Raw genomic sequence first — 26046 nt, forward strand, 5'->3', positions numbered from 1 at the left:
TTATTAATTTGAATATGTAATAAATATAGCTTACTTCTGACTTTGTTCACCTGCAACGGTAGTTTTATTCTCGCCAAACAAACTAAAACCAATTGCAAAACCCACCCATGGTTTGCCTTGGTAACCCCAGCTAACACCTGCAGATTTATCAATAAAGTCAACCCCTGTAAATATGCCAATCTGAAATACATCATATTGATACATATATCCCGCAGAAAAGGATAATGTAGAAGCAGAATTGTCTTTATCGATCTTAACACCGCCTACTGATACCCCACCCAGTAAATTACTAGCCGAATATACCCTATTTACATGTTGCCACTTTATGCCAGCAGATATTCCAAAATTTATCTTTTCTTCGAAAGTAAACGGAGCCTTCGAATTACCAAACCTTGCTTTGATAGGTAACGTCAAAAAACCCCAGGTAAATCCTTTTTTATGCGGATAAATAGATTCACATTTATCATTAAAATCTTTAAGAGAAATAAAAAAATGTGCGTTATTTGCCCATGAATCAATATAAGCCAGGTCTTTGTATTTATATTTGCTAAAGTTCAGACTATCTTTAGTAATCTCTTTCGATTTAATCCCCACATCGGATTTTAGTATTTTATAATAATTGGGTTTCTCCTCATTAAATGGTTCATAAATTTTATTTTCATTACTATTCGGTAAATTTTTATAGAAATATTCTTTTTCCAAATTGGTGCTATAATTCCAAACAGAAAGAACATAACCATTCTCAACAACATCATAGATATAAAATTTAATTCCGTCGTTGAGCAAGAAAGAGAGATCAATTACTTCTTTTATCGTAGGATCATAAACTTTTACCGGAATACTGGTTTTGGTTATAAAAGATTTTCCAATAATATCAGTGCTTTTTCCATTTGATTGTCCGAAAGATTGGCCAATAAATAAGCAATAAAAGAATACAATTAAGAGCTTTTTCATGATTTGCGTTTTTTAGATGGTTTGAGATTACCATAAAAATAGTCTCATTATTTCCATCGTCATATACCCACTATCCGGTATATTTCAGGATTGCTAAATACCTTACCTTTAAAAAGTTAAGTCTTCTATTCGCACAGAAGTAACTGAAATATTTTTAGCGCTTATAAGGCAAATGCATATTAAATTTGATATTTTTACTAGCAAACGCTCTCACAGATGAATAAAAAATTATTTAAACTCATCTTAATCTTATTTCTCCCCATAAAATTTTGTTTTGCTCAAACCGGGCATCCGATATTGATTGACACTGCTAAGAAATTCAGCATCAGTAAGCATGGGTATTTCTACGAGGATAAGAACTTAAACCTAAGCATCGATTCTCTCATCAACTATAAAGCAGCTAATAAACTAATTCCACTAACCCCGGGAAAAGTATTTAGCAAAGGCTATACAGAATCTTATTACTGGATCGCATTCGATGTGGAGAATACATTGGATCAAGCGGTCCACCTGATGTTTAAAGAGCACAGTTCCGGTATCAATCAACTCCAGTTATATAAATTAGATCATCTCGGAAAAATTTATCCATTCGGATTAACAGGCGACCATTTTCCTTTCAAACAACGTCCTTATCGCAACCGCAGCTTTATCTATCCCATAATACTAATGGCTCATGAAAAGGCTACTTTCTTTTTATGGGCCGATAAACGGGGCCAGAATTTATATATGCCCATGTCAATAGGACGCGACGTAGATATTGTTCAGGCAGAAATTCCACTACATACATTATTTGGCTTTTATACAGGCGTGTTTGTATTTGCAATGATCTTCAACCTGCTGCTTTTTGTATCAGTTAAGGATAATATTCACCTGTATTATGCCATTTACATTTTCTGCATGCTCATTTTTATCCTCGAAGAGGAAGGACTCGCTTTCCAATGGGTTTATCCTAACTTTCCGGGTCTTCAAGATTATATGCGGTTAATTATGGCATCACTTAGCTGTGGATTATTGATTCAGGTAATGCAACTTTTTGTGGACCAAAACGAATCAAACAGCAGGATGTTCCGCTTTACTAATTACTATAAACGCTTCTGCTGGAGCATGGCAATCATTCCTGTATTAATGCGCTTTAAGTCGTTTATAATTCTCGAAAAAATCGTTTTCTATATCAATAATTTTTTAGCTCTTCTCACCGTAATTGTCATCATTATTTGTGTAGTGGAAAGAATTAAAGCGGGGTATAAATTAGGCTGGTATTATTTTATAGCAACAGTGATGCTCTTATTTGGCGTATTCAACTACATTTTTAATACGCTGGGAATTACAAACTTTAATTTATTGAAGCCAAATGGTTTAGTAGTAGGTTTAACAGCAGAAATTATATTTCTTTCTTTCGCACTTACACAACGTTACAATTTTCTTAAAAAAGAAAAAGAGATTCTGCTAGAAGAAAAGAGCAAACATCAGGTAGACTTAGCAGATGGAATCTTCAACGCACAGGAAGATGAGCGAACCCGTTTGGCGCGGGATCTTCATGACGATCTTGGTGGTACACTTTCAATCATCAAACTAAACATTACAGCTTTTCAGCATAAGGTTTTGCAGCTTACTGCTGGCGAACAAGTTTTTTATGATCGGACAATTGGGATGATTGAAAAAGCCTGCTTTGACTTAAGAGAAATTTCACACAATCTCATGCCTAAAAATTTTGAACAATCTGGCTTAATCGAAACATTGAAAGAACATTTCATCACCCTTAACCAATCCGGTAAAATTAAATTCGATTTTGTATTCCAGGTAGATCAGCCTATGGAAAGCACCATGGAAATAACCATATACCGCATTATTAATGAACTAATTAATAACATTATCAGACATTCCTGCGCTTCAAAAGCAACCATACAGATTTTGTCGTTTAATGAAAGAATCAATATTATGGCAGAAGATAATGGTATTGGTTTTAATCCGGATAGAGATAAAAAAGGCCTTGGAATTCAAAATATCCTTTCAAGGGTGAAATACCTAAATGGAAAAATTCAGATTGACAGCAATCAAAATGGTACCACAACTACAATAGATATTCCAATTAAATAATGGAAAGTAAAGAACAACACCTCATTACATTAATGATCGCAGATGATCATAAACTATTTGCGGAAGGATTATGTGCAATTCTTTCCAAACATCCTAATTTTAAAATAATCGGGGTGGCTGCAAATGGAAAAGAAATTCTACATCTGCTTAATCACCATTTACCGGATATACTCATCATTGATTTAAATATGCCTGTTCTGGATGGTGAAACTGCATGTGAAAAAATTAGACAGTTGTTTCCCTCAGTTAAGATCATGGTGCTATCAATGTATCATACCTCAAAACTGGCCACTAAACTGGAAGAAATAGGAGTGAAGGCCTTTATCCAAAAAGATACAGATGCAGACAGCTTATTCAAGATTATTTCAGAAATTAAGCTGGGAGAATGTTTTTTTGAGAAGACAAAATCTAACCTTCAATCGGCTTCTAATTATAACGTTGACGATCATTTCCAAAAGAGCCATAATTTAACTTCAAGGGAGATGGAAATTCTAAAATTGATTAGCGATGACTATACTTCACAGCAAATTGCGCAAAAATTATTTATCAGTTTAAATACCGTTGATACGCACCGGAAAAACATGGTACAGAAGTTAAATGTAACTGGCAAAACCGGATTATTAAAATTTGCACTTGAAAATAAGCATCGCTAAATTTTTATTTATTTTCGATATTCGAATATAATTGATATTTTTATACTACATACCGTTTTAGTATGCGGTATTATAATTATGAGCAAAGCAATAAATACAGTAATAACCGGTACAGGAAGTTACATCCCTGAAAATATAATTTCTGGTAATGAATTCCTAAATTCGACTTTTTTTGAAAATGGAAATCGCATTGAAAAAGAAAATGCTGAGATTATCCATAAGTTTTCTGAAATCACCGAAATCGTTGAGCGAAGATACATCAGTGATCAGCAGTTAAGCAATCACATTGGTGCTATAGCTGCAGAAAAGGCTATCGAAAATGCAGGGATTGACAAAGAAACGTTAGATTACATTATCTTCTGTCACAACTTTGGAGACATTCCATTAGGCAGTAATAGAGTTGATATTCTTCCATCACTGGCGGCTAAAGTAAAACAACAACTAGGGATATTAAATCCAGACTGTGTTGCTTACGACATTATTTTTGGTTGCCCTGGGTGGGTTCAGGGATCTATACAAGCAGATTACTTTATTAAAAGTGGTGATGCCAGGCGCGTTATGGTAATTGGTGCGGAAACCTTAAGCAGGATCATTGATCCGCATGATCGCGACAGCATGATTTTTTCTGATGGAGCAGGCGCAGTGATTTTTGAAGGCAGAGAAGAGGAAGAGGAAAAAGCGGGCATTTTAGCGCATAAAACCGAAACCCATGCCGTAAATTACGGTAACTTACTTACCATGGGCAAAGGTTCACACCCGGAAGAAAAAACCGGAAACTTTTATTTGAAAATGAATGGCCGTAAACTATATGAGTTTGCTGTTGTACAGGTTCCTCAGGTTATTAAAAAAGCGATTGATAAAGCCGGGTTAGGTGTTGATGATGTTAACATTGTATTTGTACATCAGGCAAATGGCAAAATGGACACTGCCATTATGAAACGCCTGTTTAAACTATATGGAAAAGATACAGTTCCTGAAAACCTGGTTCCAATGACCATATCATGGTTAGGCAATAGCTCCGTTGCAACTATACCAACGTTACTGGATCTGGTTTTAAAAGAAGAAGTTAAAGGATATAAAGTTAAAGCAGGAGACGTTGCCGTTTTTGCTTCGGTTGGTGCCGGAATGCACATTAACGCATTTGTGTATCGGTTTTAATTAGCCAGCCTTTTTAAACCTGCTTTAGCCTGGCTTTCAATACTGTTTTCATATTCATGATTTTTCATGGCTATGGCCGTATTGAAAGCCTCTTTTGCTTTTACAGCATTTTTCTTTTTTTCGTAAATCTTACCCATCTGCACCGCAGCATTTGCAGCGAAATAATATTTTAAGTTTTTACCCTGATTAATCGATGCCTGATAAGCAACCAACGCCTGATCATCTTTACCTAAACCGTCATAAACCCTGCCTAACCTGTAATTAAATTCTGCCTTGTCTTTATCGCTTGTGTAATCTGAAGTTTGTCTATCAGCCAGCACTTGAAGGGCTTTAGTTAAGTATCCCCCGTCAAATAATAACCTGGTTTTTAAAAGATCAACAGGTGGCAACGGGGCGGCTGCTTCATTTTTAGCCTGCTTATCCTTTTCAGTATAGAGGTAGCCATTATTTACAGCCTTGGCTGCTAATGAATTATAGCCTGTTTTATCACCTTTTAAGAGCGAAATCCAGGCAAGGTGAAGATTTGCGTCTTTAACATAATTTACGCCCTTATTCGACTGCAAAAAGCGATTAAAATAAACGCCTGCATTAAGATCTAATTTGTTGAGGCGCGCCACGCCTTCCAGATAATGGAGGTATGGAAATGGCTGATAAACTCCGCCTTCCGGCTTTTTAGATAAAATTTGAATCGCTTCATCGTTATGCGCATTTTTTAAACAAACGTAGCTTTGTAAATAGCTTTTCAAAAGACTCGTATCTGCGATACGCTCTGTATACTTCATTGTTTTGGCATAGGCCGATGAACTATGAGCCACATCGCTAAGTACGTAAGCGTAATAAAATACCACTTCATCATAAAATGGCTCGTAAGAAGATTTGGGTAAGTAATCAGTAAGTTTTTCAAACATATTGAGCCCCGTTTGAAGATTCCCCTTAATACCAAATGTGGAAAGTGCAGTTTTGAGTGCTCCATCTGGTAAATTGCCTAGAACAGCATTTATTAAACCAAGGCCCTTAAAATTTAATTGAAAATCAGGAAATTTTTTTACATTTTCCTGGAGGAGGTTATTGGCCTTTTTAACTTCCATAGCCGCATTGAAAAACTCTCCAAAACGGCCCCGGATTAAGGCCCACTGCAAATTGATTTCAGCCTGGGCATAAAGATAATAAGGAGACTTTTTGTCATCGTCACTAATCTGATCTAAACGAGCAGACTTGTTTCCCTTCAACCGGTCAAAATCAGCTTTGCTTTCTGAAGTAACGATTGTAAAATAGTCTACATAATTTTCCAATAGCGGGATAATCGCATTCTTAGGATGCTGCTTCTTTTCAGTAGATATGTATGCCCTGGCGTTGCCAAGCTTTAATTCAAAAATGCTTTTATAGGCTTTAAGGCAGTTGGCATTAAAATCGAAGTTTGCAAAAAGCGACGTAGATGAAAATATGAATAGCGCAGAAAGAACAATAAAACGGTAATTTTTAATCATTGTTGATGGTGTTCATTTGATCGGAGCAATCAAAAACTGCTCAATATGCTTAACGCTTAAATATTATTCTTGTTTTGTGTATAAGCAAAAAACGTCCCGATTACAGTCGAGACGTTTCCTATTATATTATAAAGATTTGAAATTAACCTTCAGCTACTTCATGTGTTAAAGCCTCATCAACAAGGATACGGCCACAATGCTCGCAAACGATAATTTTTTTACGTTGACGGATATCTAACTGACGTTGAGGTGGAATTTGGTTGAAACAACCTGAACATGAATCACGATCGATAGTTACAACTGCTAAACCGTTAACCGCATTCTTGCGTAAACGTTTATAAGCCACCAATAAACGTTCCTCAATTTGAGGCTCTGCTTTATCTGCTTTCTTTTGTAAATCCTGCTCTTCTTTTTCAGTTTCAGATGTAATTACACCAAGCTCTCCTTTTTTAATCTCTAAATCTTTTTTTCTTCCATCCAATTCAGCTTTTGCTGCTTCATAGATTTCAGTTTTAGAAGTGATTTCGAAACCGTGTTCTTTAATTTTTTTCTCAGAAACCTGGATATCTAAGCCTTGAATCTCAATTTCTTTGGTTAAAGCATCGTATTCACGGTTGTTTTTAACTTCTTTTAATTGAGTATCGTATTTTTTTATAGAAGACTGAGCGTCTTTGATTGTATTTTTACGCGTTACGATTGAATCCTCCAGGTCATCAAGCTCAGCTTTAATTTTTGAAATTCTGGTTTCTAATCCTAAAACATCATCTTCTAAATCGGCAACTTCCATTGGTAATTCGCCACGTACCTGACGGATTTTATCAATTTTGGTGTGGATATTTTGTAATTCGTATAAAGCTTTTAGCTTTTGTTCTACGGTTTGTTCCATTAAAACAAGTAATTTATGGGGTTTGTATTTTGCTCCGTTAAACGGATTGCAAAGTTAGTAAATTTTTTCTGAATAATTTCAACCAATAAATCTGATGTAAATTGTTCAGTTTCAAAGTGTCCGATGTCGGCAATGATGATTTTTTCCTCCGCATCAAAAAACTCGTGATATTTGAAATCTGCCGTAATAAAAGCATCGGCACCTGCCGCAATTGCCTCCTTTAAAAGAAAACTTCCGGAGCCACCACATACAGCTACTTTTTTAATTCTTTTTCCGGTAACTGCAGTATGCCTAACTACTTTTGCCTGCATTCTGTCTTTCACAAGGTGAAGAAAATCGTAGGCATCCATATCGTATTCCAGCCAACCCAACATGCCAGATCCCACCAACTGATGTTTATTTTCCAGTTTATAAATATCGTAAGCCACCTCCTCATAAGGATGGTTTTCAAAAAGTGCGAGTAAAATCTTTCTTTCCACCTGGATAGGATAAACGATCTCTATCCTGGTTTCAGCCTCCTGATGCCTAACACCTCTTTCGCCCACAAAAGGATCTGAAGCTTCATTTCCTTTAAAAGTTCCAAAACCATCTGCATTAAAACTGCATTCACTGTAGTTTCCAATGTTTCCTCCACCTGCGTAAAATAATGCTGAACGCAGTTGCTCTGCTTGCGCCTGTGGACAATAGGTAACCAGCTTTTTCAATAGGCCTGTTTTAGGAGAAAGCACTTTGGTTCCGCTCAGGCCCAGCCGCTCACAAATGCGGGCATTTACGCCGGTATGTACACTATCAAGATTAGTATGGATAGCATACAGAGCGATATTATTTTTGATCGCTTTTAATACCACACGTTCTACATAATTTTTCCCGTTTAGCTTTTTCAAGCCCTTAAAAACAATAGGGTGGTGGGTAATGATTAAATTACAGCCTGTAGAAATGGCCTCATCAACAATGGCTTCAATGCAATCTAAAGCAACCAATGCTGCACGAACATCCATATTCGGATCGCCAACAATTAACCCCGAATTATCGTAATCTTCCTGGTAATTCAGCGGTGCAATACTTTCTAGGTAATTGGTAATTTCGGATAATTTCATGGCATAAATATAGAAATTTTAGGGTTTTGGTTTGGAAGGAAATATCGAAGACCTCTTTATTTAAAACCCCAATAGAAACGAAAGTCCGCAAACTCGATTTTCATCGGGTGCGGACTTGTAGTGTATGGCATAAGATCCTTAAAAAAGGATACTGCCTTTGCTCTATCAAATTTGAAAAATGAATTTATTCACCGTGGATGCTTCGTTGGTTTGATCTATTTATTGAAATCCGCCACCCATTCTAACCATTTGCAAGCTTTCGAAAACTGCTTTCTGGTTATATTCAAAGGCCAGGCTTTTATGGTTGATCACGTCTACAATCGTACCGATCATACATAATCCGCCAGTGAAAAAGTATAAAAGACCCATTCCAATTTGCCCGATAACAAAGCGGTGAATCCCTGCGAAACCTAAAAATCCGATTAGGGCTAATAACAAAAGCTCTGAAGGCTGTTTTCTTCTGCTTCCGTAAATCATGAGGAAGTTGCGCAATTGTTGCTCAGTTAAACCTGTGGTGGCTTGCTGTAAGTATGCATATTCTTCTGGCGTTATACCTGGTAACGACATTAAAGGAGATTGAAATATATCCATGGTTTTATGTATTTGTGGTTAATGTTTTAAATTTTTGTTTATTCTTAATCAACGTATAAATTCTGTAAACGATAATCAAAAGTGCCGGAAACCCAAACCAATGTTCGGAAAAGCTTTCGGTAAATTCGCCATGAAAGAAATGACTAATCGACCTTCCCAACCCGCATCCCGGACACCATCCTTCGTAGCCTAAATTGGCCAGCGGACAAAGTGTAAAGTGATGCTCATGACCGTTTGCTGTTGCCAGTAACACTAAAGCCATCACCCAGAACGCTAGTTCTAACGGGAAGTTTTTAATGTATCTCATGCTTTCAATTTATATGTTTTAGAGGATTTGAGATGTGCTTTGTTACAGGATTAGATGCAAATTCGACCAACTGTAAATATAAACCGACGAATCGGGAATTGCATGCGAACAAACTTCGTACAAACTTAAAAAACCTTTAACATAATTCGCGGTTAATATTAAAGAATAAGCTTATTTTTGTGCCTTGAACATTCGCGATTTAATAAACAGATACAAAACTGACGATAGGGTAACCCAATTTACCAAAGCGTTGAACGCTTCGAAAAGCCCTAAGATACAATTAAAAGGATTAGTGGGCTCTGCTGACGCTATCGTTGCACTTTCCTCTTACTTTTTACTTCATAAACCAATGCTTTTCATTCTTCCGGATCGGGAAGAAGCAGCATATTTTCAATCTGATTTGGAAAGCGTGCTGGATAAGCAGGTTTTATTATTTCCTTCATCATACCGTAAATCTTTCGATTTTACCCAGGTAGATACGGCAAATGTATTGGCCCGGGCCGAGGTTCTGAATGAGCTGAATCATGATTCAGAGTATGGGAAAATTGTAGTTTCCTACCCTGAAGCCATTGCTGAAAAGGTTATTGATCGCTCTGCGTTAGAGAAGAACACGTTAGAAATAAGCCTTGGTGCTAAGCTGGGCATCGATTTTATAAATGAATTCTTAATTGATTATGATTTCGACAGAAGAGATTTTGTATATGAACCTGGCCAGTTTTCTATTCGCGGGGGTATTGTAGATATTTTTTCCTTCTCCTCTGATTTACCTTACCGGATCGAATTTTTTGGCGATGAGGTAGAAAGTATCAGAAGTTTTGAAATTGAGAGTCAGCTTTCGGTAAATAGCGTTAAATCACTTACGATTGTGCCAAACGTACAAGCGAAATTTTTGACCGAAAGCAATATTAGCATCCTCGATTATATCGATCAGGATACACAGTTATGGCTTAAAGATGTCGCGTTTACTTTAGATATCGTAAAAGCAGGTTATAAAAAAGCGGTCGAACTCTGGAAAGCACTTTCGTTGGCAGATAAGGCTCAAAACCCGGAATGGATTGATCCTAAATTTGCCTTTACTGATGAAAAGTTGCTTGGAGATCATTTACATGATTTCCCTTTAATAGAGTTTGGAAAGCAGTTTTTTTATAAAACAGATGATCGATTCGAATTTGAAACCAAACCGCAGCCCTCTTTTAATAAAGACTTCAATCTTCTTATTCATAATTTAAAGGAAAATGAAAAAGAAGGCATCATAAACTTCATTTTTACGGATTCACCGAAGCAAATTGAGCGTTTATATGCCATTTTAGAAGACATTGATAAGACGGCGAAGTTTACGCCAATTAACAGCATGCTGAGAGAGGGGTTTATTGATCCTCAAATTCAAACCGCTTTTTACACCGATCATCAGATCTTTGATCGTTATTATAAATACAAGCTAAAAAAAGGCTACCAGAAAAGTCAGGCGATTACGCTTAAAGATTTGCGTGAGTTAAAATCCGGCGATTACGTTACCCATATTGACCATGGTATTGGAAAATATGCCGGATTGGAAAAAGTAGAGGTAAACGGGAAAACACAGGAAATGATTCGCCTGATTTACGCGGATAACGATTTGCTTTATGTGAACATCAACTCCCTTAACCGCATTGCTAAATATAGCGGCAAAGAAAGTGGTGTGCCAAAAATGAACAAGCTTGGTACCGATGCCTGGGAAAAGCTTAAAAAAACCACAAAAAAAAAAGTTAAAGACATTGCCCGCGATTTAATTAAGCTTTACGCTTTAAGAAAAACCCAGGCTGGCACAGCTTTCTCTCCTGATGGTTATTTACAGACCGAATTAGAAGCTTCCTTTATTTATGAAGACACACCTGATCAGTTAAAAGCTACTCAGGATGTGAAAAAGGATATGGAAGCACCACATCCAATGGACCGCTTAGTTTGTGGAGATGTGGGTTTTGGCAAGACAGAAATTGCAGTGCGCGCGGCCTTTAAAGCTGTTGCCGAAGGTAAGCAGGCTGCGATATTGGTTCCTACTACTATTTTGGCTTTGCAGCACTTTAAAACCTTTTCCTCCCGTTTAAAAGATTTTCCGGTTACGGTAGATTATATAAATCGTTTTAAAACAAATAAACAGATTAAAGATACCCTGGCAGAAGCAGCAGCCGGAAAGGTTGATATTTTAATTGGCACGCATCGGTTGCTTAGTAAAGATGTGAAGTTTAAAGATCTCGGCATCATGATTATTGATGAAGAGCAAAAATTTGGTGTAACTGCAAAAGAGCGTTTAAAAGCTGTCCGTATAAATGTAGATACCTTAACGCTTACCGCAACTCCGATTCCAAGAACATTGCATTTTTCTTTAATGGGTGCGCGGGATTTGTCTATCATCAGTACACCTCCGCCTAATCGCCAGCCAGTTAGCACCGAACTTCATGTTTTTAATGATAAACTGATTCAGGAATCTATTCAATTTGAGCTAGACCGTGGCGGACAGGTTTTCTTTATCCATAACCGTGTGAACGATTTAATGCAGCTGGGCGGAATGATCCAGAAGCTGGTGCCAAAAGCCAGAATTGGAATTGCCCATGGAAAACTGGATGGTGATGCCCTGGAAGACGTAATGCTCGATTTTATTAATGGTGAAAAAGACGTTTTGGTTGCAACTACAATTATAGAAGCGGGTTTGGATATTCCAAATGCCAATACCATCATCATTAACCATGCGCACATGTTTGGTCTGAGTGATTTACACCAAATGCGTGGCCGTGTAGGCAGAAGCAATAAAAAAGCATTCTGCTACTTACTTTCACCACCGCTTTCTACCTTAACTTCTGAAGCCCGAAAACGCTTAAGTGCAATTGAAGAATTTTCTGATTTAGGAAGTGGGTTTAATGTAGCCATGCGTGATTTAGATATCCGCGGAAGCGGAAACTTATTAGGCGCTGAGCAAAGTGGTTTCATCGCAGAAATTGGATTCGAAATGTACCATAAAATTTTAGATGAAGCCATTCATGAACTTAAAGAGGCGGAGTTTAAAGGCCTGTTTGAGAATGAGCCTGAGCGTCCATTTGTAGGCTTTACCCAGATAGATACTGATCTGGAATTGTATATTCCTGATGCCTACATTACCAATATTACCGAACGTTACAATCTATATACCGAACTTTCTAAGCTAAGTAATGAAACCGAACTTGCCGTTTTTGAAAAACATTTAGCTGATCGTTTTGGTCCGGTTCCACCACAAGTGAAAACTATGCTGAGTGTAGTTAGGTTACAATGGTTTGGTAAAAAACTAGGGTTTGAGAAAATTAGCTTTAAGAAAAATAGCCTTCGTGGTTATTTCCTGAGTGATAAACAATCTAAATATTTTGACTCTAATACCTTTACTAAAATCCTGACTTTTGCTCAAAACCATCCTCGGATGTGTAACTTAAAAGAAGTAAAAAATACCTTGAGGATTGCTTTCGATAACGTAAGTACAGTTGAGGAAGCCATTCAAACTTTAGAACTTATTGATTAAAAACGTTAATTCAGTCAGTCGGCTGACTGAATTAACGTTAATTCAGTCAGCCGACTGACTGAATTAATATAATTTGCTTATATTTGGACTATGCAAAGTCAGATTTCCAGATATTTAAAATCTTCTATTCTCCACAAAATTGGGAAGAATAAGGTGATTTTACTTTTTGGAACCCGGCGGGTTGGCAAAACCTGGCTAATAGAGCAAATTACAGCTGAAACAAATATAGAATATCTATTTCTAAATGGAGAAGATCAGGATATTCAAGCCCTACTGGCTACCCGAACCGCAGCTAATTACAAAAGAATTTTAGGTAACAGCAAATTACTGGTGATTGACGAAGCCCAGGTTATTCCTGAAATTGGCAAAATTTTAAAGTTGCTAATCGATAGCTTTAAAGACCTTACGATTATTGCCAGTGGCTCATCTGCGTTTGATCTTTCTAACCAAACCGGCGAACCACTTACTGGGAGAAGTATAACCTACTATTTGTATCCGGTTGCGCAGCTAGAATTAGCAAGAACTGAAAACGGCTTACAAACGGTTCAAAACCTCGAAGAAAGGCTAATTTTTGGTTCTTATCCTGAAATATTTCAATTGGAAACTTTAGCAGATAAAGCACAATACTTAACAGAGTTAGTAAAATCTTATTTACTAAAGGATATTTTGATTTATGAGAATATTCAGAATAGCAACAAGTTATTTGATCTGTTAAAGCTCATTGCCTTGCAAATTGGATCAGAAGTTTCTATAGACGAGCTTTCTAGATCATTAGGAATTAGCAAGAATACTGTTGACCGTTATCTTGACTTACTATCGAAGGTATTCATTATATATAAAGTTGGCGGATATAGCAATAACCTCCGAAAAGAGGTTACGAAATCTTCTAAATGGTATTTTTATGATAATGGCATCCGAAATGCGATTATTAATGATTTTAGACTATTTTCACTTCGGAATGATCAGGGCCTTTTATGGGAAAACTATGGATTTAGCGAGCGGATAAAAAAAACCAATTACGAACAACAAGGTGCTCAATATTATTTCTGGCGAACGTATGATCAGCAGGAAATTGATTTGATTGAAACTAAAAATGGAGAGATGGTAGCCATCGACTTTAAATGGGGAAATCAAAAAAAGAAAATTCCCGGCTTCTTCGCGAAGAACTACCCACATGCATCATTTTCAATTATTAACAAAGAAAACTATTTAGATTTTATACTTTAATGGATCCTACTTTATTACTCGATTTAGTGAAAATGCAAATGCCATATGGTAAATATAAGGGTTATTTGATCTGTAATATCCCAGAAAGTTATTTGCTATGGTACAAGGACAAAGGCTTTCCGAAAGGCAAATTAGGAGACTTAATGGCTACTATGTTCGAAATTAGGGTTAACGGATTAGAATATTTGCTTATGCCATTAAAGAATCAAAATCGATAAAGGCTATTCTGACCTTTACTTATATGCCGGCAACTGTAAATACCCCCCCCGACAATAAATATGCTAAAACCAACCTATATTTCGCAACCGTTTTCGTCGCAAATGGCATCATCGTTTTTATTCAATGAAGTAAGCGTAGTTTTAGGTTGAGCATCTTTCCAGGCCGTGAAACTTTGGGTTAATGCTTCCGTAAAAGCTTCTACAGGCTGCGCACCTGAAACACCATATTTCCTATCGATTACAAAATATGGAACACCACGGATGCCTAAATTCTGACTTTCATAAATGTCATAACGAACTGCTTCTGCAAATTCATCGCTATTAAGAACCGAGTTAGCTTCTGATCTATCTAATCCAATTTCAACAGCAAGATCTGTTAAAACTTCATTGTGCCCTATGTTCAGACCGTTTACAAAATGAGCTTCAAACAATTTTTCTTCCGCCAGATCCTGAAGGTTATGTTTAGCAGCTAAGTGAATCAATCGGTGAGCATTAAAGGTATTAGCAGGAACATTATGATCAAAATCAAGCTGTAATCCGGCATTAGCCGCCATATCACTTACTTGTTTAGTCATTTGCTTAGCCTGCTCCAACGGCATCCCTTTACTTCTACTCAGGTAATCATAAACGGTTTCATTATTGGTATTTTGATATTCAGGGTTCAACTGATAACTTTTCCAATCAATCTCAATTTCATTTTTAAAAGGTAATTTCTCAATTGCCTGCTCAAAATGTCTTTTGCCTATATAACAAAACGGACACATTACATCCGACCAGATTTCTACTTTCATAAAGTAAAATTAGGTAGTTAAAAATTGATGTTAGTAAAGAAAAAGTAAAAAGGCCATTATCCTTATGATAAGTGGCCTTTAAACATCTGTATAAATTTATTTATACAGCTGATTGAATATTAATTTAAATGTTCCATGAGTTTGTGCCCTAAAAGCAATCTCAGGTCCAAAAGCAAACAACTTTCCTTTGCCAACGTTGGCTTCGAAAGCTGTTACGCCATCTTGAAGATAAGCTTGACCCCAGGCCCATCCACTGCGCAAAGGCGTAGCAGAATCAAACCACATCAATGCCTTAATTTTTCCCGCGGCAATTGCATCTCCGGTAAGTTTGAAAACCGGACTATTATCAAAATAAACATCAGCCTCTTTTTCCATTCCCCAATTGGCTGGCTGTTTAAGATCTACACCAACCCTTAAAACACTTCCCGGAACATAATATTTCTCCGCTGGTAATCGCTTTTCTTCCCCGTTTATAATTTCTGTCATGGCGCTCCGAACCGGAAGATTTAGATGGTAAGCTAAATTGGTACTACTTCCTATCGTTACAATATTTCCGCCATCTTCTAAAAATTTCTTCAGTTGAGGCACAGATTTATCAGCGGTAATTCTCCCCAGGCGGTTTCTGTAGTTGGCCGGAATATCTTCTGCTTTCGGTCCGAAGGCCCTGGAACCAAAACCACCACCCTGAGGAGAAGGAATTGCGCCACCAACGAAAATAATTACATCATATTTAGACTTTAAATTGCCTGCGTCTATATCCTGAGGATAAATTACCGTTGCATTGTAATGATATTGCTCCATGATGAAACGCATCCATCCGGAAGCCATTGATCCACCATAATTATCCCATAAAGCAACTCTCGCTGCTGAAATCTTACTTTTATCTTTTGTCGCTGTTGCTTGTTTCAATTTAACATTCGCCTTTTCAAGGATTGATTTTCCTGCTGCAGAAACATAAAAATCTCCGTTTTCGTTTGAACGGTAAACAGGTATATTTTTCTTTAATAAGTCGTTCACAGCGGTATAAGAATCATTTTGGGCAGCGCTTAAAACATAGTTCGTTCCGGTGAGTTTGTTCTCAGGAATCAACAGGTTTCCATAAGGATTTTTTTCAAAAGGTCCGTTGAAATCATTCTGAATGCGATCAAATTTAACATCCATTAAGTAAGCCAATGTCCAGCCTGCTGCATCATAAGGAGGGATAGGCGCGCCACCTTCATACTTAAAATCATTTGGATGGTCTTGTGGCTCAAACATATCTAAAACATGCGGACGAAATGCCTGATCCGTTTTAACCACATAACTTCCTGCCGGATATTTTTTACCTGAAACAGTGAAAGGGGCGGTTGCTTTTTCTACCACAATACCCGTACGAATGAGTGCATTTAAAAACTTAATTGCAGAATTGAAATCAGGCTGATCGGCAGATAAAATATATCCTCTTGGATCTCTGTTTGCAGCTGCATTCATCACGGTATCAAAATATTTTACATTCATTGAACTTCTTCCACCAAATTCAAAATCACCTGTTGCTGTATTTGCCCCGCCTTTTTTGGCTGCCGCACTAATGGCCTCTATCTTTTTAGGGGAGAAAGACCAGGTATCTTTTTTGCCTTTATCAATCGAATTTTTACCCATTTGATAAATATTAAAAAGCAATTCATCTGCATGTCGCTGCGCATAATTTAACACGGCGTAGTTTAAAGAAACCGAATAGTCGATGGAATTTTTGAAATACCATTTGCGTGGTGTAACCGGATTTGGAGAATCGCTGTTTGGTAACAACCGTGAGGGTACCAACGGGATTTCGGAAGGGCTGGGGCTACCCACAATCTCAGTAAGCAGACCAATCATATTATGAAAATAGGTTGTAGTTCTTAAACCCCCATTGTACCAGGTAGAGAATACAGACCCGCCCCGCTGTGTATAGCCCGGCTTCCCTTCTACATTCAATCTGGTGTGCATCGCTGCACCAACCGCATCTAAACTGGTTAAAAGCGTCGCATCAAATACATAGTTAAAAGGATCGCGATAGGGTGGGCCAGCAACTACTGTTCCGGCAGGACCTGCCTGGTGGTGGTTATACATAATCTGCGGAATCCATTCTATAAAAAGCTGACGCCCGATATTTTGAGTTTCCTTCAAATTAAGCATAAAGAAATCCCGGTTATTATCATGACCAGCATATTTCTCATAAAGAACCGGCAATCCAGACAAAGTCCTTTTTGCCGTATCCTTTTCACGCATATACCAATTACTTACCAACTCTTGTCCATCAGGATTGGCGTGCGTAAATAAAATAATCACCTTATCCAGAATTTTAGTTGTTTCCGGATCAGTTTTCGAAGCAAATTCATAAGCTGTTTGAATCAATTGATGCGCCCCTACTGTTTCTGTTGCATGTAGCCCTCCATCAATCCATACTACAGCCTTTCCTTCTTGTGCTAAGGCTTTTGCTTGTACAGGCGTCATTTCTGCGTGTGCAAGCTGTTGCGAAATTTCTTTATATCGATCTAATTTTTGAATGTTTTCCGGCGAAGAAACGATCACCATATATTGACTTCTGCCTTCCTCGGTTTTTCCGATATCAACCAGTTTAACACGTTTGGATGCTTGCGCTAACTTTTTAAAATAAGCCTCCGTTTGTGTATAGGTAGCGAGTTGGTAATTATCACCAATATTGAAGCCGAAATGAGCCTTTGGAGATGGAATTTCCTGAGCATAGGCCATGCCTGAGGTAATCATCAAAAAAGCGAAGCATAACTTTTCTAAGTAGTTTTTTATCATCATCAAGATTGTTTGTTGGGTATTCAAATATAATATAGAAACGAACCGGAAAACTGCATGAGGTAAATTTGTTACATGAGTTTTTTAGTTGAAATGGAACTTTTTTCCTGAAATTTAAGAGCAAAAACATATTATGACTGCTTTTTCCCTAAATATTTGAAAGATTAGCAACTTGCATAATAAATTAAGCGGTAATTAATTGGCAGGTAATACTACTCTTGAAGTTTTTAGTACAAATGTTCTACAAATTAGTTTAGGAGTATTAGATTTGGCGCGTTCCATAATCAGAAAAAGTATAAGCCATAATTAATTATCATGACCTTAGCAGAAAGAATTAAAAATTCAACTACGAGCATCTTTAAAGCTGTTTTTCCAAATACCACAAATCATTACGATACCCTTTTTGGTGGTACAGCCATGCATTTAATGGATGAAGTAGCGTTTATCACCGCTACGCGTTTTAGCAGGCAAATTATGGTAACAGTAAGCAGTGACAGGATTGATTTTAAGAAGCCAATTCCGGCAGGAACTATTGTGGAGTTAATAGGCAAAGTAATTCACGTTGGAAATACCAGTTTGAAAGTTAAGGTAGAGATTTACATTGAGCAAATGTATGCAGAAGGCCGGGAATTAGCCGTTCATGGCGATTTTACTTTTGTTGCGATAGACGAAACCAAAAAACCCGTACAGGTAATTAAATAGTCTTTCGTTGGTTAAAACCAATGGCGATGAAATAAATTCAGGAGGCTTAAGCTAAAGGCCTCAGATACAAAGAGATTTTTGCCGTTGGTTGAAACCAACGGTGATGAATTGAAGTTCAAAAGGCTTAAACCAAGATAGAGATAAATTAAATATTAAACCCAAAAGTGCTGCTGAGCCAATATTTTTTCGTTATTAAAACCAATGGCGATAAAACAACCACAATTTTTTTACGAAACTAAAAGGCCTCTAACTTTGCGGTTCTTTGCGTGCAACTTAAGCGTACTTTGCGGTTAATATTAATACAAGATCAGGTACAAATAAGCATAGACTACCGGTGCTGCTAATAAAAGGCCGTCGAAACGATCCAATAAACCTCCATGACCTGGTAATAAACCTCCACTGTCTTTAGTGTCTAAACTTCGCTTCAACATAGATTCTACCAGGTCTCCAAGTGTACCAAAACTGGCGATCAATACGGCCATGCCGGCCCAAACCCATGCTTGATTTTCGGTAAATAAAAAGGATAATCCGAAGGCTACCAGGACACTGGTAAACATGCCTCCAAAAAAGCCCTCCCAGCTTTTCTTTGGTGAATGGCGTTCGAATAACTTACGCTTGCCGTATTTTACACCAAAAAGATAAGCACCGGTATCATTTGCCCAAAGCATCAATAAAAAAGCAAGCGGTAAGTGGAAATTATATTCACTCCAGTTTTTTAAAAAGCCTAAGGCGTGGAAAAAGCAGAAGGGAATGGTTACATAAACAAAGCCAACAAATGTATAAGAGATATTGGCAAACGGAATCTTATTTTTCTTGTAAAGCTCAGTGATAAAAACCGAAAAGATCAAGGGAATACATAGTAAAAGGTACTTTACATCATATTTAAGGTAATGCAAGCCTGCAGCCATTAAGAATATTAATGCACCAGCCATGATCCCAATGTTTCGATGCGGGCGAATTCCAGAATTTTTAATCAGCTTATAAAATTCGAAAAGTGATAAAAGACTTAATACTAAATAGAAGATCGTAAATGTGTAACTCCCTAAAAATATAGAGCCTAACATTACGATGGTAAAAAAGAAAGCGGTTATTGCCCTTGTTTTCATGTTGAAAAAAGTAAAATAGGTAACGGAAAATGGGAACGGTTCAAAATTTTACTCGATTTCATTCTGGACAATATATTCTATGGCTTTATCAAAGTCAGTTTTATTTACCATTACATGAATTTCACCTAAATGATAAGCTACCAATTGCTTATTTATAGTTACTGCCGGGATTCCAGCCTCTGTTAAACCTTGCTTTAATACCTCTGCCGCAAATGTATCAGTTGTAATGTATACTTTAATCCAGTTTTCGCTCACGTTCTGCGTTGTTTTTAAAAATTTGAAACAAAGCTATGGTAATTATTGCACTAATTAAATATCCATACCATGGAAATCCGATCGGGTCCTCGGCTTTATCAAGTGGAATGTTATGTTTTTGCATATAAAAGGCTGCGCAAACAGCATAAGCATTATTGATAAAGTGGGCCAATATGGCATACCAGAGGCTTCCGCTAAAATAATATAAATAACCAAAGCCAGCTCCGAGAAGCATTCGTGGGATAAAACCATAGAATTGGACATGTATTGCACTAAAAATAATTGCGGTAAGCCAGATGGCTACATGTGGATTATTAAAAGCCCTGTTTAATGATCTTTGTACACCTCCACGGAACATCAATTCTTCTCCTATAGCAGGTAAAACGGCAATCATAAAAAGATTTAAAATAAAATCAAAGTTACTCCTGACAGTAAGCAGCCTGATGGTTATTTGTGTTGCGGCATCTTCTTTCTCCTTCATCCAATGCTCTATTCCTTTTAAAAATTCAGGTAAAGCCATTTTTTGATTCCAGATTGCCGTCCATTCCATCAACGGCATACTTATAATCATAATAATCAGCACCAACATTAAAAGCAATATTTTCGGCTGTTTTAGTCCATAAAATGAACTTACTTTTTGTCTTTCTGTTAATGCCAGGGCAATCCCTGGTAGAATGAATGTTCCAATGGATGAAAAAATTTGTACTACTTTCATCCCGGTAATGTACTTTGGTTCTCCTGCTAAAAGGGCATCTAAATTACTGATCAAACCTGTTCCATACATAACGAAATTAATCGCAATGCCGATTATTCCGAAAACTAATCCACCGGCAATTCCGTAAAATAGAAGTAAAAGTAATTGTAAGAAAGGATTGATTTCCTCCTTGTTAGGTGTTACAAAATTCATTATTTGTACCTTTGTATGTATTATTTAATCGTTGAAGATAGAAAATGTCTGTTAAGATAGGAAATATTGAATTAGGTGAGTTCCCGTTATTACTGGCTCCGATGGAGGATGTGAGTGATCCGCCGTTTCGTTATGTATGCAAAATGAACGGTGCAGATTTGATGTATACCGAGTTCATTTCATCCGAAGGCTTAATCCGTGATGCCGCTAAAAGTATTCAAAAACTTGATATTTTCGAGTATGAAAGACCTATTGGGATTCAGATTTTTGGTGGAGATATTGATCACATGCGTGAAGCATCTGAAATTGCCTCAGCCGCAGGCCCCGACTTAGTTGATATTAATTATGGTTGCCCGGTTAAAAATGTGGTTTGTAAAGGCGCTGGTTCCAGTTTATTGCGTGATATTGATAAAATGGTAAAAATGACAGAGGCAGTAGTTAAGGCATCTCATTTACCGGTTACTGTTAAAACCCGCCTGGGTTGGGATGATGACAGTAAAAATGTTTATGAAGTAGCAGAACGCCTTCAGGATGTTGGTATTCAGGCCCTCACCATTCACGGTAGAACAAGGGCCCAGCTTTATAAGGGAGAGGCAGACTGGTCGCTCATCCGTGAAATTAAACGCAATCCCCGCATTAAAATTCCAATTTTTGGAAACGGTGATGTAGATAGCCCGGAGAAAGCAGCAAACTGGCGCATGGAATATGAAGTGGATGGAATTATGATTGGCCGGGCAGCAATTGGCTATCCATGGATTTTTAGAGAAGTTAAGCACTTTTTTAAAACCGGAGAACATTTACCAGGCCCTACTATTGAAGAGCGAATTGAGGTTTGTAGAACCCACCTGGATAAATCTTTGGAATGGAAAGGACCGAAAACAGGTATTTTTGAAATGCGCAGGCATTATGCCAACTACTTTAAAGGTTTACCTGATTTTAAACCTTATCGCATGCGTTTAGTGGCAGAGCCGGATATTAATAACATCTACAGTATTTTGGAAGAAGTGGCAGAGAAATTTGCCAACTACGATGCCACAAATGTACTGGCTTGATTTTTGAAAAGAATTTTACTCATTCGTATATCACCATGGTTACAGCAATTACAGATGGAGTTAAAGTTTCAGTAGAAACTATTTATCAGCCAGAATATTCAAATCCTGCTAATGAGCATTTTATGTTCGCTTATAGAGTAGAGATTGCCAATCTTTCTGATTATGCTGTGCAATTGCTACGCCGCCAGTGGTTTATTTTTGATTCTAATAGTAGCCGAAGGGAAGTAGAAGGTGAGGGTGTTGTAGGTCTTCAGCCGGTAATCCAGCCGGGAGATACGCACGTTTACGTTTCGGGTTGTAATCTTAAAACAGATATGGGCTGTATGAAAGGGAAATACCTGATGAAACGAACAATGGATGACCTGGAATTTGATGTAGACATCCCTGAATTTTCTTTAGTTGCTCCTTATAAGCTTAACTAATTGAGATATAAGAAAGCTTAAATTTATATTTTCTCAACCTTATTATAACGCAAAAGCGGCAAGAAATCAATCCTTGCCGCTTTTGCTATTTTATGACTATAATTTTTCTAGTCTCTGCTTCTTCCAAATAACATGGATGCATAGTAGAGTAAGTTTGCCAGGGCGCCAACAGCTGCTACTACATAAGTCATTGCAGCCCACCAAAGTGCATCTTTTGCCTGTCTATTTTCCTCTTGTGTTTGCATCACTCCGGGATTATTTTTTAACCAGGCAAGTGCTCTGTTACTTGCATCAAACTCTACCGGTAAAGTAATTATACTAAATACAGTTACCAGAGCCAATCCAACAACACCAATTGCTAAAACAATGGGCGTTACGTTAACCACCAGCAGCATCACACCAATTAACAATACCCACTGTAGTAAGTTAGAAGATATGCTCACTAAAGGCACCATAGTACTTCTCAAATCCAACCAGGAGTAAGATTTTGCATGCTGTACCGCATGTCCACATTCATGTGCTGCTACTGCTGCTGCTGCCACGCTTCTGCTATAATATACGTCTGTACTTAAATTTACGGTTCTATCTGATGGATTGTAATGATCGGTTAACTGCCCTTCTGTACTCATCACCTTCACGTCGTAAATTCCATTATCATGCAGCATTCTTTCTGCCACCTCTTTGCCCGATAACCCAGAGCTGATTTGCATTTCGGCATACTTAGAAAATTTGTTTCTAAAACGCCATTGTACAAACATGCTCAACAATAATACCGGGATGATTAATATTAAATAAACTCCCATTTTCTTTTGTATGTTTTTCGTTTTGCGTATATCAAAAAGCGTTCCTATATTATTTAAGGAAGCAAATACTACATTCGTACCATAGCATTTTAAAGAATTTTTACGCTCTTAGTTATTGATTCCAGATATATTGAAAGCCTTTATTTTAAGCTAAATAACTATTTAACCATATTATATTTACTAAAAATGTGGTACCCTGAACTCATCATCACAGGCTTCTTTTTTTAGTTTAAAAAGTCATATGTTCATCAAAAATGATGGTATGCTTCTCTTGGAAGTCTTTTTAAATCTTTTTTCAATAAATCAGGTCACCGGTAAAGGATTTTTTTGCTGTTAGCTTAAGTGTTGATCCATGCTTGACATAAAAGGAAATTTGCTGATAAATGAAAGATTGATTAGCAATATTAATTTTATTAAAATTGATCATTAATCACCTGTTATAGAATGTGTATCGAAAATTGAACAATCCGATTCGGCATTTACACATTCAGGAATTCAAACACCATTTCAGAAACATCCTATTTAAAGTTGGATGATGGCTTAGCATATTTACGATCAAAGATTATTTAAAAACAACCGTTTTGTTGCCGCTTACAAATACCCTGTCTTCAAAAATAAGTTCAAGGGCATCGAGTAAAACTTTCTTTTCAATTTCTTTTCCAGCCCTAACCATTTCCTTTACGCCGAAATTGTGATCAATATGCGTGGTATGTTGCGTAATAATTGGCCCCTCGTCTAAATTATCAGTAACAAAATGAGCAGTAGCACCAATAATTTTAACACCCCGTTCAAAAGCTTGCTTGTATGGATTAGCACCAATAAATGCAGGTAAAAATGAATGATGAATATTAATAATTTTTCCTGCATAATCTTTTACAAAGTCTGCAGAAAGAATTCTCATGAACTTAGCCAACACCACATAATCAACTTCATATTCTTTAATCACCTCTTTTATTTCTGATTCAAATTGTGATTTGTCTTTATTTTCATGTGCAACATAAAAATATGGAATACCTAGTTTTTCTGTTAAATCCCTTAAACCTTCATAATTTCCTATTACGCACTGAACATTTGCGCCTAAAGTTTTAAACTGATTTTTAATCAGAATTTCAGCTAAACAATGATATTCTTTAGTAACCAAAATGGCAATTTGCTTTTCTTGCTTCGTGATGATGTTTACCTCTGCGGTATCAGGAAGACTTTCTAAAAGCTTTTCTTTCAATTGATCTGTTTGATTGTAATCTCCTGTACACGCAATTCTTGTGAAGAATGCCTTATTCGCTTCGTCTACAAATTCTCGCATAGCGATGATATTGAGCTGGTACGCCGCTAGAATCCTGGTAATTGTAGTGACAAGGCCTACCTGATCAGGGCAAGAGATTAAAACAGTTAATTTATTCATCGTGATATTTAATATTCAATGATAAGAAATTTGACTGCACATATGTAAATAAATATAATTTATCTACATATGAATTATCGTTTAGCAAATTATTTTGGTAAATAAATTTATAATATTCATTTTTACTAAATTTTTTATCATTATGGAAACTGTTGCTGTTGCGCTTCTCGTTGTTATTTTAGTGGTATTGGTACTATTATTTCTTAAGAAGCCACAAACTGCTGTAAGTTTAATTTCTATTGAAGAATTTGAGAAAAACAAGGTAGAAAATGACTCATTAAAAATAAGTTTAGCCAGAGCCGAAGAACGCGTTGCTAATCTATCGATGGAAAAAGATCATATTACAACCTTATTGAAAGAAGAACAACAAAGGCTGATTGAAGAGTTGCAAAATGAACGTGACCGGTTGGCAGATGCCAATCGTGAGCTGGAAAGCACACGTTCTTTTTATCTGGCCGAAAAAGAAAAATTAGCAGAACAAAAGTTAAGTTACGAGCAATCTCAGCAAAAGTTGAATAAAGATTTTGAATTAATTGCCAATAAAATTCTGGAAGAGAAATCAAGCCGGTTTGTAGAACAAAACAAAACTAATTTAGATTTGATTTTAAACCCATTAAAAGAGAATATTAAAGCATTTGAAGAGAAAGTAGAAAAGGTTTATAAGGCAGAGTCTGATGAAAGAAATATTTTGAAGGGGGTGATTTCAGAGCTGCAAATTCAAAGTAAGCTCATTCAGGAAGATGCAAATAATTTAACAAAAGCGCTCAAAGGCGATAGTAAAAAACAGGGAAATTGGGGTGAAGTAATTTTAGAAAAAGTACTTGAACGTTCTGGTTTGGTACGGGATCAGGAATATCGCATTCAGACTTCATTTGTTTCTGCAGATGGTGGTCGCTTTCAACCAGATGTGGTTATTGATCTTCCGGATGATAAACATCTTATTATAGACGCTAAGGTGAGTTTAGTTGCTTATGAGCGATCTGTGTCAGCTGAGACTGATGATGAGCGTGAGGGCTATATAAAACAGCATTTAGCCTCAATTAAAAATCACATTCAGGAATTATCTGCTAAAAATTATCAGGATTTATATAAAATAAATTCTCCTGATTTTGTTTTGCTTTTTGTTCCAATAGAATCTTCCTTCAGTATTGCAGTTCAAAAAGATGCAGAGCTTTTTAATTTCGCATGGGATAGAAAGGTGGTAATTGTAAGCCCATCTACGTTATTGGCCACTTTACGCACCATCGCCAGCATGTGGAAACAGGAAAGGCAAAACCGAAACGTAATGGAAATTGCCAGGTTGAGCGGATCAATGTATGATAAGTTTGTGGGATTTGTTAATGATATGGAAAATATTGGTAAGCACATTAAAAATGGTCAGGATGCTTACGATAAGGCATTAAATAAACTATCTGATGGATCAGGAAATTTGGTTAATACTTCAGAAAAAATTAAAAAACTTGGTGCCAAGGCGACGAAGCAGATTGATATCAAGTATTTGGATGGGGAGGTAGTGTAAATTGAACTGTGTCAGCCAGTTTAACCATTTTGCAAATGCAGCTTTATTCTATCCTCAAACATAATGTATAGCTGAGATAATGTCAAGTTCCAATTCTGCAGG

Annotated in this window: 23 protein-coding genes; 10 read left to right on the top strand and 13 right to left on the bottom strand. The window is 36.9% G+C overall.

Going from position 1 to position 26046, the window contains the following annotated elements; all coding sequences use genetic code 11:
• Positions 1-30: 30 nt before the first annotated feature.
• Positions 31-954 carry a hypothetical protein gene (locus GJU39_RS10070; protein ID WP_154280662.1) on the bottom strand — a complete coding sequence of 308 codons (924 nt, stop codon included), beginning with the start codon at positions 952-954 and terminating at the stop codon, positions 31-33.
• Positions 955-1170: 216 nt separating this feature from the next.
• Between GJU39_RS10070 and GJU39_RS10075 the strand changes: the two genes are divergently transcribed.
• From GJU39_RS10075 to GJU39_RS10085, 3 genes are all read left to right on the top strand, one after another.
• On the top strand, positions 1171-3051 hold the full coding sequence (locus tag GJU39_RS10075) for a sensor histidine kinase (RefSeq protein WP_154280663.1): 1881 nt from the start codon (positions 1171-1173) through the stop codon (positions 3049-3051).
• Positions 3051-3704 (top strand): response regulator transcription factor, encoded by a 654-nt coding sequence (locus GJU39_RS10080; RefSeq protein ID WP_154280664.1) that lies wholly within the window; start codon positions 3051-3053, stop codon positions 3702-3704. The genes GJU39_RS10075 and GJU39_RS10080 overlap by 1 nt, the downstream gene beginning before the upstream one ends.
• Positions 3705-3782: 78 nt before the next feature.
• Entirely contained in the window at positions 3783-4862 is a 1080-nt protein-coding gene (locus tag GJU39_RS10085) for a 3-oxoacyl-ACP synthase III family protein (RefSeq protein ID WP_154280665.1), read from the top strand.
• Here GJU39_RS10085 and GJU39_RS10090 read toward each other — a convergent pair.
• The 5 genes from GJU39_RS10090 to GJU39_RS10110 all read right to left on the bottom strand — a co-directional run bounded on the left by GJU39_RS10090 (position 4859) and on the right by GJU39_RS10110 (position 9230).
• Entirely contained in the window at positions 4859-6349 is a 1491-nt protein-coding gene (locus tag GJU39_RS10090; RefSeq protein ID WP_154280666.1) for a tetratricopeptide repeat protein, read from the bottom strand. The genes GJU39_RS10085 and GJU39_RS10090 overlap by 4 nt on opposite strands.
• Positions 6350-6491: 142 nt before the next feature.
• On the bottom strand, positions 6492-7235 hold the full coding sequence (locus GJU39_RS10095) for a zinc ribbon domain-containing protein (protein ID WP_154280667.1): 744 nt from the start codon (positions 7233-7235) through the stop codon (positions 6492-6494).
• Positions 7235-8332, bottom strand: a complete 1098-nt coding sequence (locus tag GJU39_RS10100; RefSeq protein WP_154280668.1) for a Nif3-like dinuclear metal center hexameric protein — start codon at positions 8330-8332, stop codon at positions 7235-7237. The genes GJU39_RS10095 and GJU39_RS10100 overlap by 1 nt, the downstream gene beginning before the upstream one ends.
• 219 nt (positions 8333-8551) lie before the next feature.
• Positions 8552-8923, bottom strand: coding sequence for a TM2 domain-containing protein (locus GJU39_RS10105; protein WP_154280669.1), 372 nt, complete (start codon positions 8921-8923; stop codon positions 8552-8554).
• Positions 8924-8927: 4 nt separating this feature from the next.
• Entirely contained in the window at positions 8928-9230 is a 303-nt protein-coding gene (locus GJU39_RS10110; protein WP_154280670.1) for a DUF2752 domain-containing protein, read from the bottom strand.
• A 184-nt stretch (positions 9231-9414) separates the two neighbouring features.
• On the opposite strand from GJU39_RS10110, the gene mfd reads away from it, so the two are divergent.
• From mfd to GJU39_RS10125, 3 genes are all read left to right on the top strand, one after another.
• Entirely contained in the window at positions 9415-12753 is a 3339-nt protein-coding gene (gene mfd, locus GJU39_RS10115; protein WP_154280671.1) for a transcription-repair coupling factor, read from the top strand.
• A gap of 90 nt (positions 12754-12843) precedes the next feature.
• A complete protein-coding gene (locus GJU39_RS10120; RefSeq protein ID WP_154280672.1) occupies positions 12844-13980 on the top strand; it encodes an ATP-binding protein in 1137 nt (378 codons plus the stop codon).
• A complete protein-coding gene (locus tag GJU39_RS10125; protein WP_154280673.1) occupies positions 13980-14198 on the top strand; it encodes a DUF3820 family protein in 219 nt (72 codons plus the stop codon). The genes GJU39_RS10120 and GJU39_RS10125 overlap by 1 nt, the downstream gene beginning before the upstream one ends.
• A gap of 74 nt (positions 14199-14272) precedes the next feature.
• On the opposite strand, the gene GJU39_RS10130 is transcribed toward GJU39_RS10125, so the two are convergent.
• Both GJU39_RS10130 and GJU39_RS10135 read right to left on the bottom strand, forming a co-directional pair.
• Positions 14273-14989: a DsbA family oxidoreductase gene (locus GJU39_RS10130; RefSeq protein WP_154280674.1), complete on the bottom strand. Its 717-nt coding sequence runs from the start codon at positions 14987-14989 to the stop codon at positions 14273-14275.
• Between the two features lie 96 nt (positions 14990-15085).
• On the bottom strand, positions 15086-17779 hold the full coding sequence (locus GJU39_RS10135; protein ID WP_245227778.1) for a M14 family metallopeptidase: 2694 nt from the start codon (positions 17777-17779) through the stop codon (positions 15086-15088).
• A 312-nt stretch (positions 17780-18091) separates the two neighbouring features.
• On the opposite strand from GJU39_RS10135, the gene GJU39_RS10140 reads away from it, so the two are divergent.
• Complete coding sequence (locus GJU39_RS10140; protein ID WP_154280675.1) at positions 18092-18478, top strand: acyl-CoA thioesterase; 387 nt, start codon at positions 18092-18094, stop codon at positions 18476-18478.
• A 296-nt stretch (positions 18479-18774) separates the two neighbouring features.
• On the opposite strand, the gene GJU39_RS10145 is transcribed toward GJU39_RS10140, so the two are convergent.
• Genes GJU39_RS10145 through GJU39_RS10155 form a run of 3 tightly spaced genes read right to left on the bottom strand, consistent with a single transcriptional unit; the run spans position 18775 to position 20746 of the window.
• Complete coding sequence (locus tag GJU39_RS10145) at positions 18775-19584, bottom strand: phosphatidate cytidylyltransferase (protein WP_154280676.1); 810 nt, start codon at positions 19582-19584, stop codon at positions 18775-18777.
• Positions 19585-19632: 48 nt separating this feature from the next.
• On the bottom strand, positions 19633-19839 hold the full coding sequence (locus tag GJU39_RS10150; RefSeq protein WP_154280677.1) for a putative signal transducing protein: 207 nt from the start codon (positions 19837-19839) through the stop codon (positions 19633-19635).
• Positions 19820-20746 carry a CPBP family intramembrane glutamic endopeptidase gene (locus GJU39_RS10155; RefSeq protein WP_154280678.1) on the bottom strand — a complete coding sequence of 309 codons (927 nt, stop codon included), beginning with the start codon at positions 20744-20746 and terminating at the stop codon, positions 19820-19822. Before GJU39_RS10155 ends, GJU39_RS10150 begins: the two co-directional genes overlap by 20 nt.
• Positions 20747-20790: 44 nt before the next feature.
• Here GJU39_RS10155 and dusB point away from each other — a divergent pair, with 44 nt between their 5' ends.
• Entirely contained in the window at positions 20791-21798 is a 1008-nt protein-coding gene (dusB, locus tag GJU39_RS10160; RefSeq protein WP_154280679.1) for a tRNA dihydrouridine synthase DusB, read from the top strand.
• Between the two features lie 35 nt (positions 21799-21833).
• Positions 21834-22220 (top strand): Co2+/Mg2+ efflux protein ApaG, encoded by a 387-nt coding sequence (gene apaG, locus GJU39_RS10165; protein ID WP_154280680.1) that lies wholly within the window; start codon positions 21834-21836, stop codon positions 22218-22220.
• A gap of 107 nt (positions 22221-22327) precedes the next feature.
• Here apaG and GJU39_RS10170 read toward each other — a convergent pair whose 3' ends face one another.
• Both GJU39_RS10170 and purU read right to left on the bottom strand, forming a co-directional pair.
• Entirely contained in the window at positions 22328-23023 is a 696-nt protein-coding gene (locus tag GJU39_RS10170) for a zinc metallopeptidase (RefSeq protein ID WP_154280681.1), read from the bottom strand.
• 562 nt (positions 23024-23585) lie between these two features.
• The gene (gene purU / locus GJU39_RS10175; protein WP_154280682.1) at positions 23586-24425 is read right to left on the bottom strand and encodes a formyltetrahydrofolate deformylase; all 840 of its coding nucleotides are present in this window, start codon (positions 24423-24425) and stop codon (positions 23586-23588) included.
• Positions 24426-24567: 142 nt separating this feature from the next.
• On the opposite strand from purU, the gene rmuC reads away from it, so the two are divergent.
• Positions 24568-25944, top strand: a complete 1377-nt coding sequence (gene rmuC / locus GJU39_RS10180) for a DNA recombination protein RmuC (protein WP_154280683.1) — start codon at positions 24568-24570, stop codon at positions 25942-25944.
• The last annotated feature ends 102 nt before the right edge of the window (positions 25945-26046 follow it).

It is taken from the genome of Pedobacter petrophilus, assembly GCF_009674725.1.
In the GTDB taxonomy this organism is placed as follows: Bacteria; Bacteroidota; Bacteroidia; order Sphingobacteriales; family Sphingobacteriaceae; genus Pedobacter; species Pedobacter petrophilus.

Bases quoted from the DNA above. Each gene is read 5' to 3' on its own strand.
- GJU39_RS10130 (WP_154280674.1), bottom strand. From the start codon at position 14,989: ATGAAAGTAGAAATCTGGTCGGATGTAATGTGTCCGTTTTGTTATATA.
- GJU39_RS10105 (WP_154280669.1), bottom strand. From the start codon at position 8,923: ATGGATATATTTCAATCTCCTTTAATGTCGTTACCAGGTATAACGCCA.
- GJU39_RS10125 (WP_154280673.1), top strand. From the start codon at position 13,980: ATGGATCCTACTTTATTACTCGATTTAGTGAAAATGCAAATGCCATAT.
- GJU39_RS10090 (WP_154280666.1), bottom strand. From the start codon at position 6,349: ATGATTAAAAATTACCGTTTTATTGTTCTTTCTGCGCTATTCATATTT.
- GJU39_RS10075 (WP_154280663.1), top strand. From the start codon at position 1,171: ATGAATAAAAAATTATTTAAACTCATCTTAATCTTATTTCTCCCCATA.
- GJU39_RS10145 (WP_154280676.1), bottom strand. From the start codon at position 19,584: ATGAAAACAAGGGCAATAACCGCTTTCTTTTTTACCATCGTAATGTTA.
- GJU39_RS10155 (WP_154280678.1), bottom strand. From the start codon at position 20,746: ATGAATTTTGTAACACCTAACAAGGAGGAAATCAATCCTTTCTTACAA.
- GJU39_RS10080 (WP_154280664.1), top strand. From the start codon at position 3,051: ATGGAAAGTAAAGAACAACACCTCATTACATTAATGATCGCAGATGAT.
- GJU39_RS10085 (WP_154280665.1), top strand. From the start codon at position 3,783: ATGAGCAAAGCAATAAATACAGTAATAACCGGTACAGGAAGTTACATC.
- apaG (WP_154280680.1), top strand. From the start codon at position 21,834: ATGGTTACAGCAATTACAGATGGAGTTAAAGTTTCAGTAGAAACTATT.
- dusB (WP_154280679.1), top strand. From the start codon at position 20,791: ATGTCTGTTAAGATAGGAAATATTGAATTAGGTGAGTTCCCGTTATTA.
- purU (WP_154280682.1), bottom strand. From the start codon at position 24,425: ATGAATAAATTAACTGTTTTAATCTCTTGCCCTGATCAGGTAGGCCTT.
- rmuC (WP_154280683.1), top strand. From the start codon at position 24,568: ATGGAAACTGTTGCTGTTGCGCTTCTCGTTGTTATTTTAGTGGTATTG.
- GJU39_RS10140 (WP_154280675.1), top strand. From the start codon at position 18,092: ATGACCTTAGCAGAAAGAATTAAAAATTCAACTACGAGCATCTTTAAA.
- GJU39_RS10095 (WP_154280667.1), bottom strand. From the start codon at position 7,235: ATGGAACAAACCGTAGAACAAAAGCTAAAAGCTTTATACGAATTACAA.
- GJU39_RS10135 (WP_245227778.1), bottom strand. From the start codon at position 17,779: ATGATGATAAAAAACTACTTAGAAAAGTTATGCTTCGCTTTTTTGATG.
- GJU39_RS10170 (WP_154280681.1), bottom strand. From the start codon at position 23,023: ATGGGAGTTTATTTAATATTAATCATCCCGGTATTATTGTTGAGCATG.
- GJU39_RS10120 (WP_154280672.1), top strand. From the start codon at position 12,844: ATGCAAAGTCAGATTTCCAGATATTTAAAATCTTCTATTCTCCACAAA.
- GJU39_RS10100 (WP_154280668.1), bottom strand. From the start codon at position 8,332: ATGAAATTATCCGAAATTACCAATTACCTAGAAAGTATTGCACCGCTG.
- GJU39_RS10110 (WP_154280670.1), bottom strand. From the start codon at position 9,230: ATGAGATACATTAAAAACTTCCCGTTAGAACTAGCGTTCTGGGTGATG.
- GJU39_RS10070 (WP_154280662.1), bottom strand. From the start codon at position 954: ATGAAAAAGCTCTTAATTGTATTCTTTTATTGCTTATTTATTGGCCAA.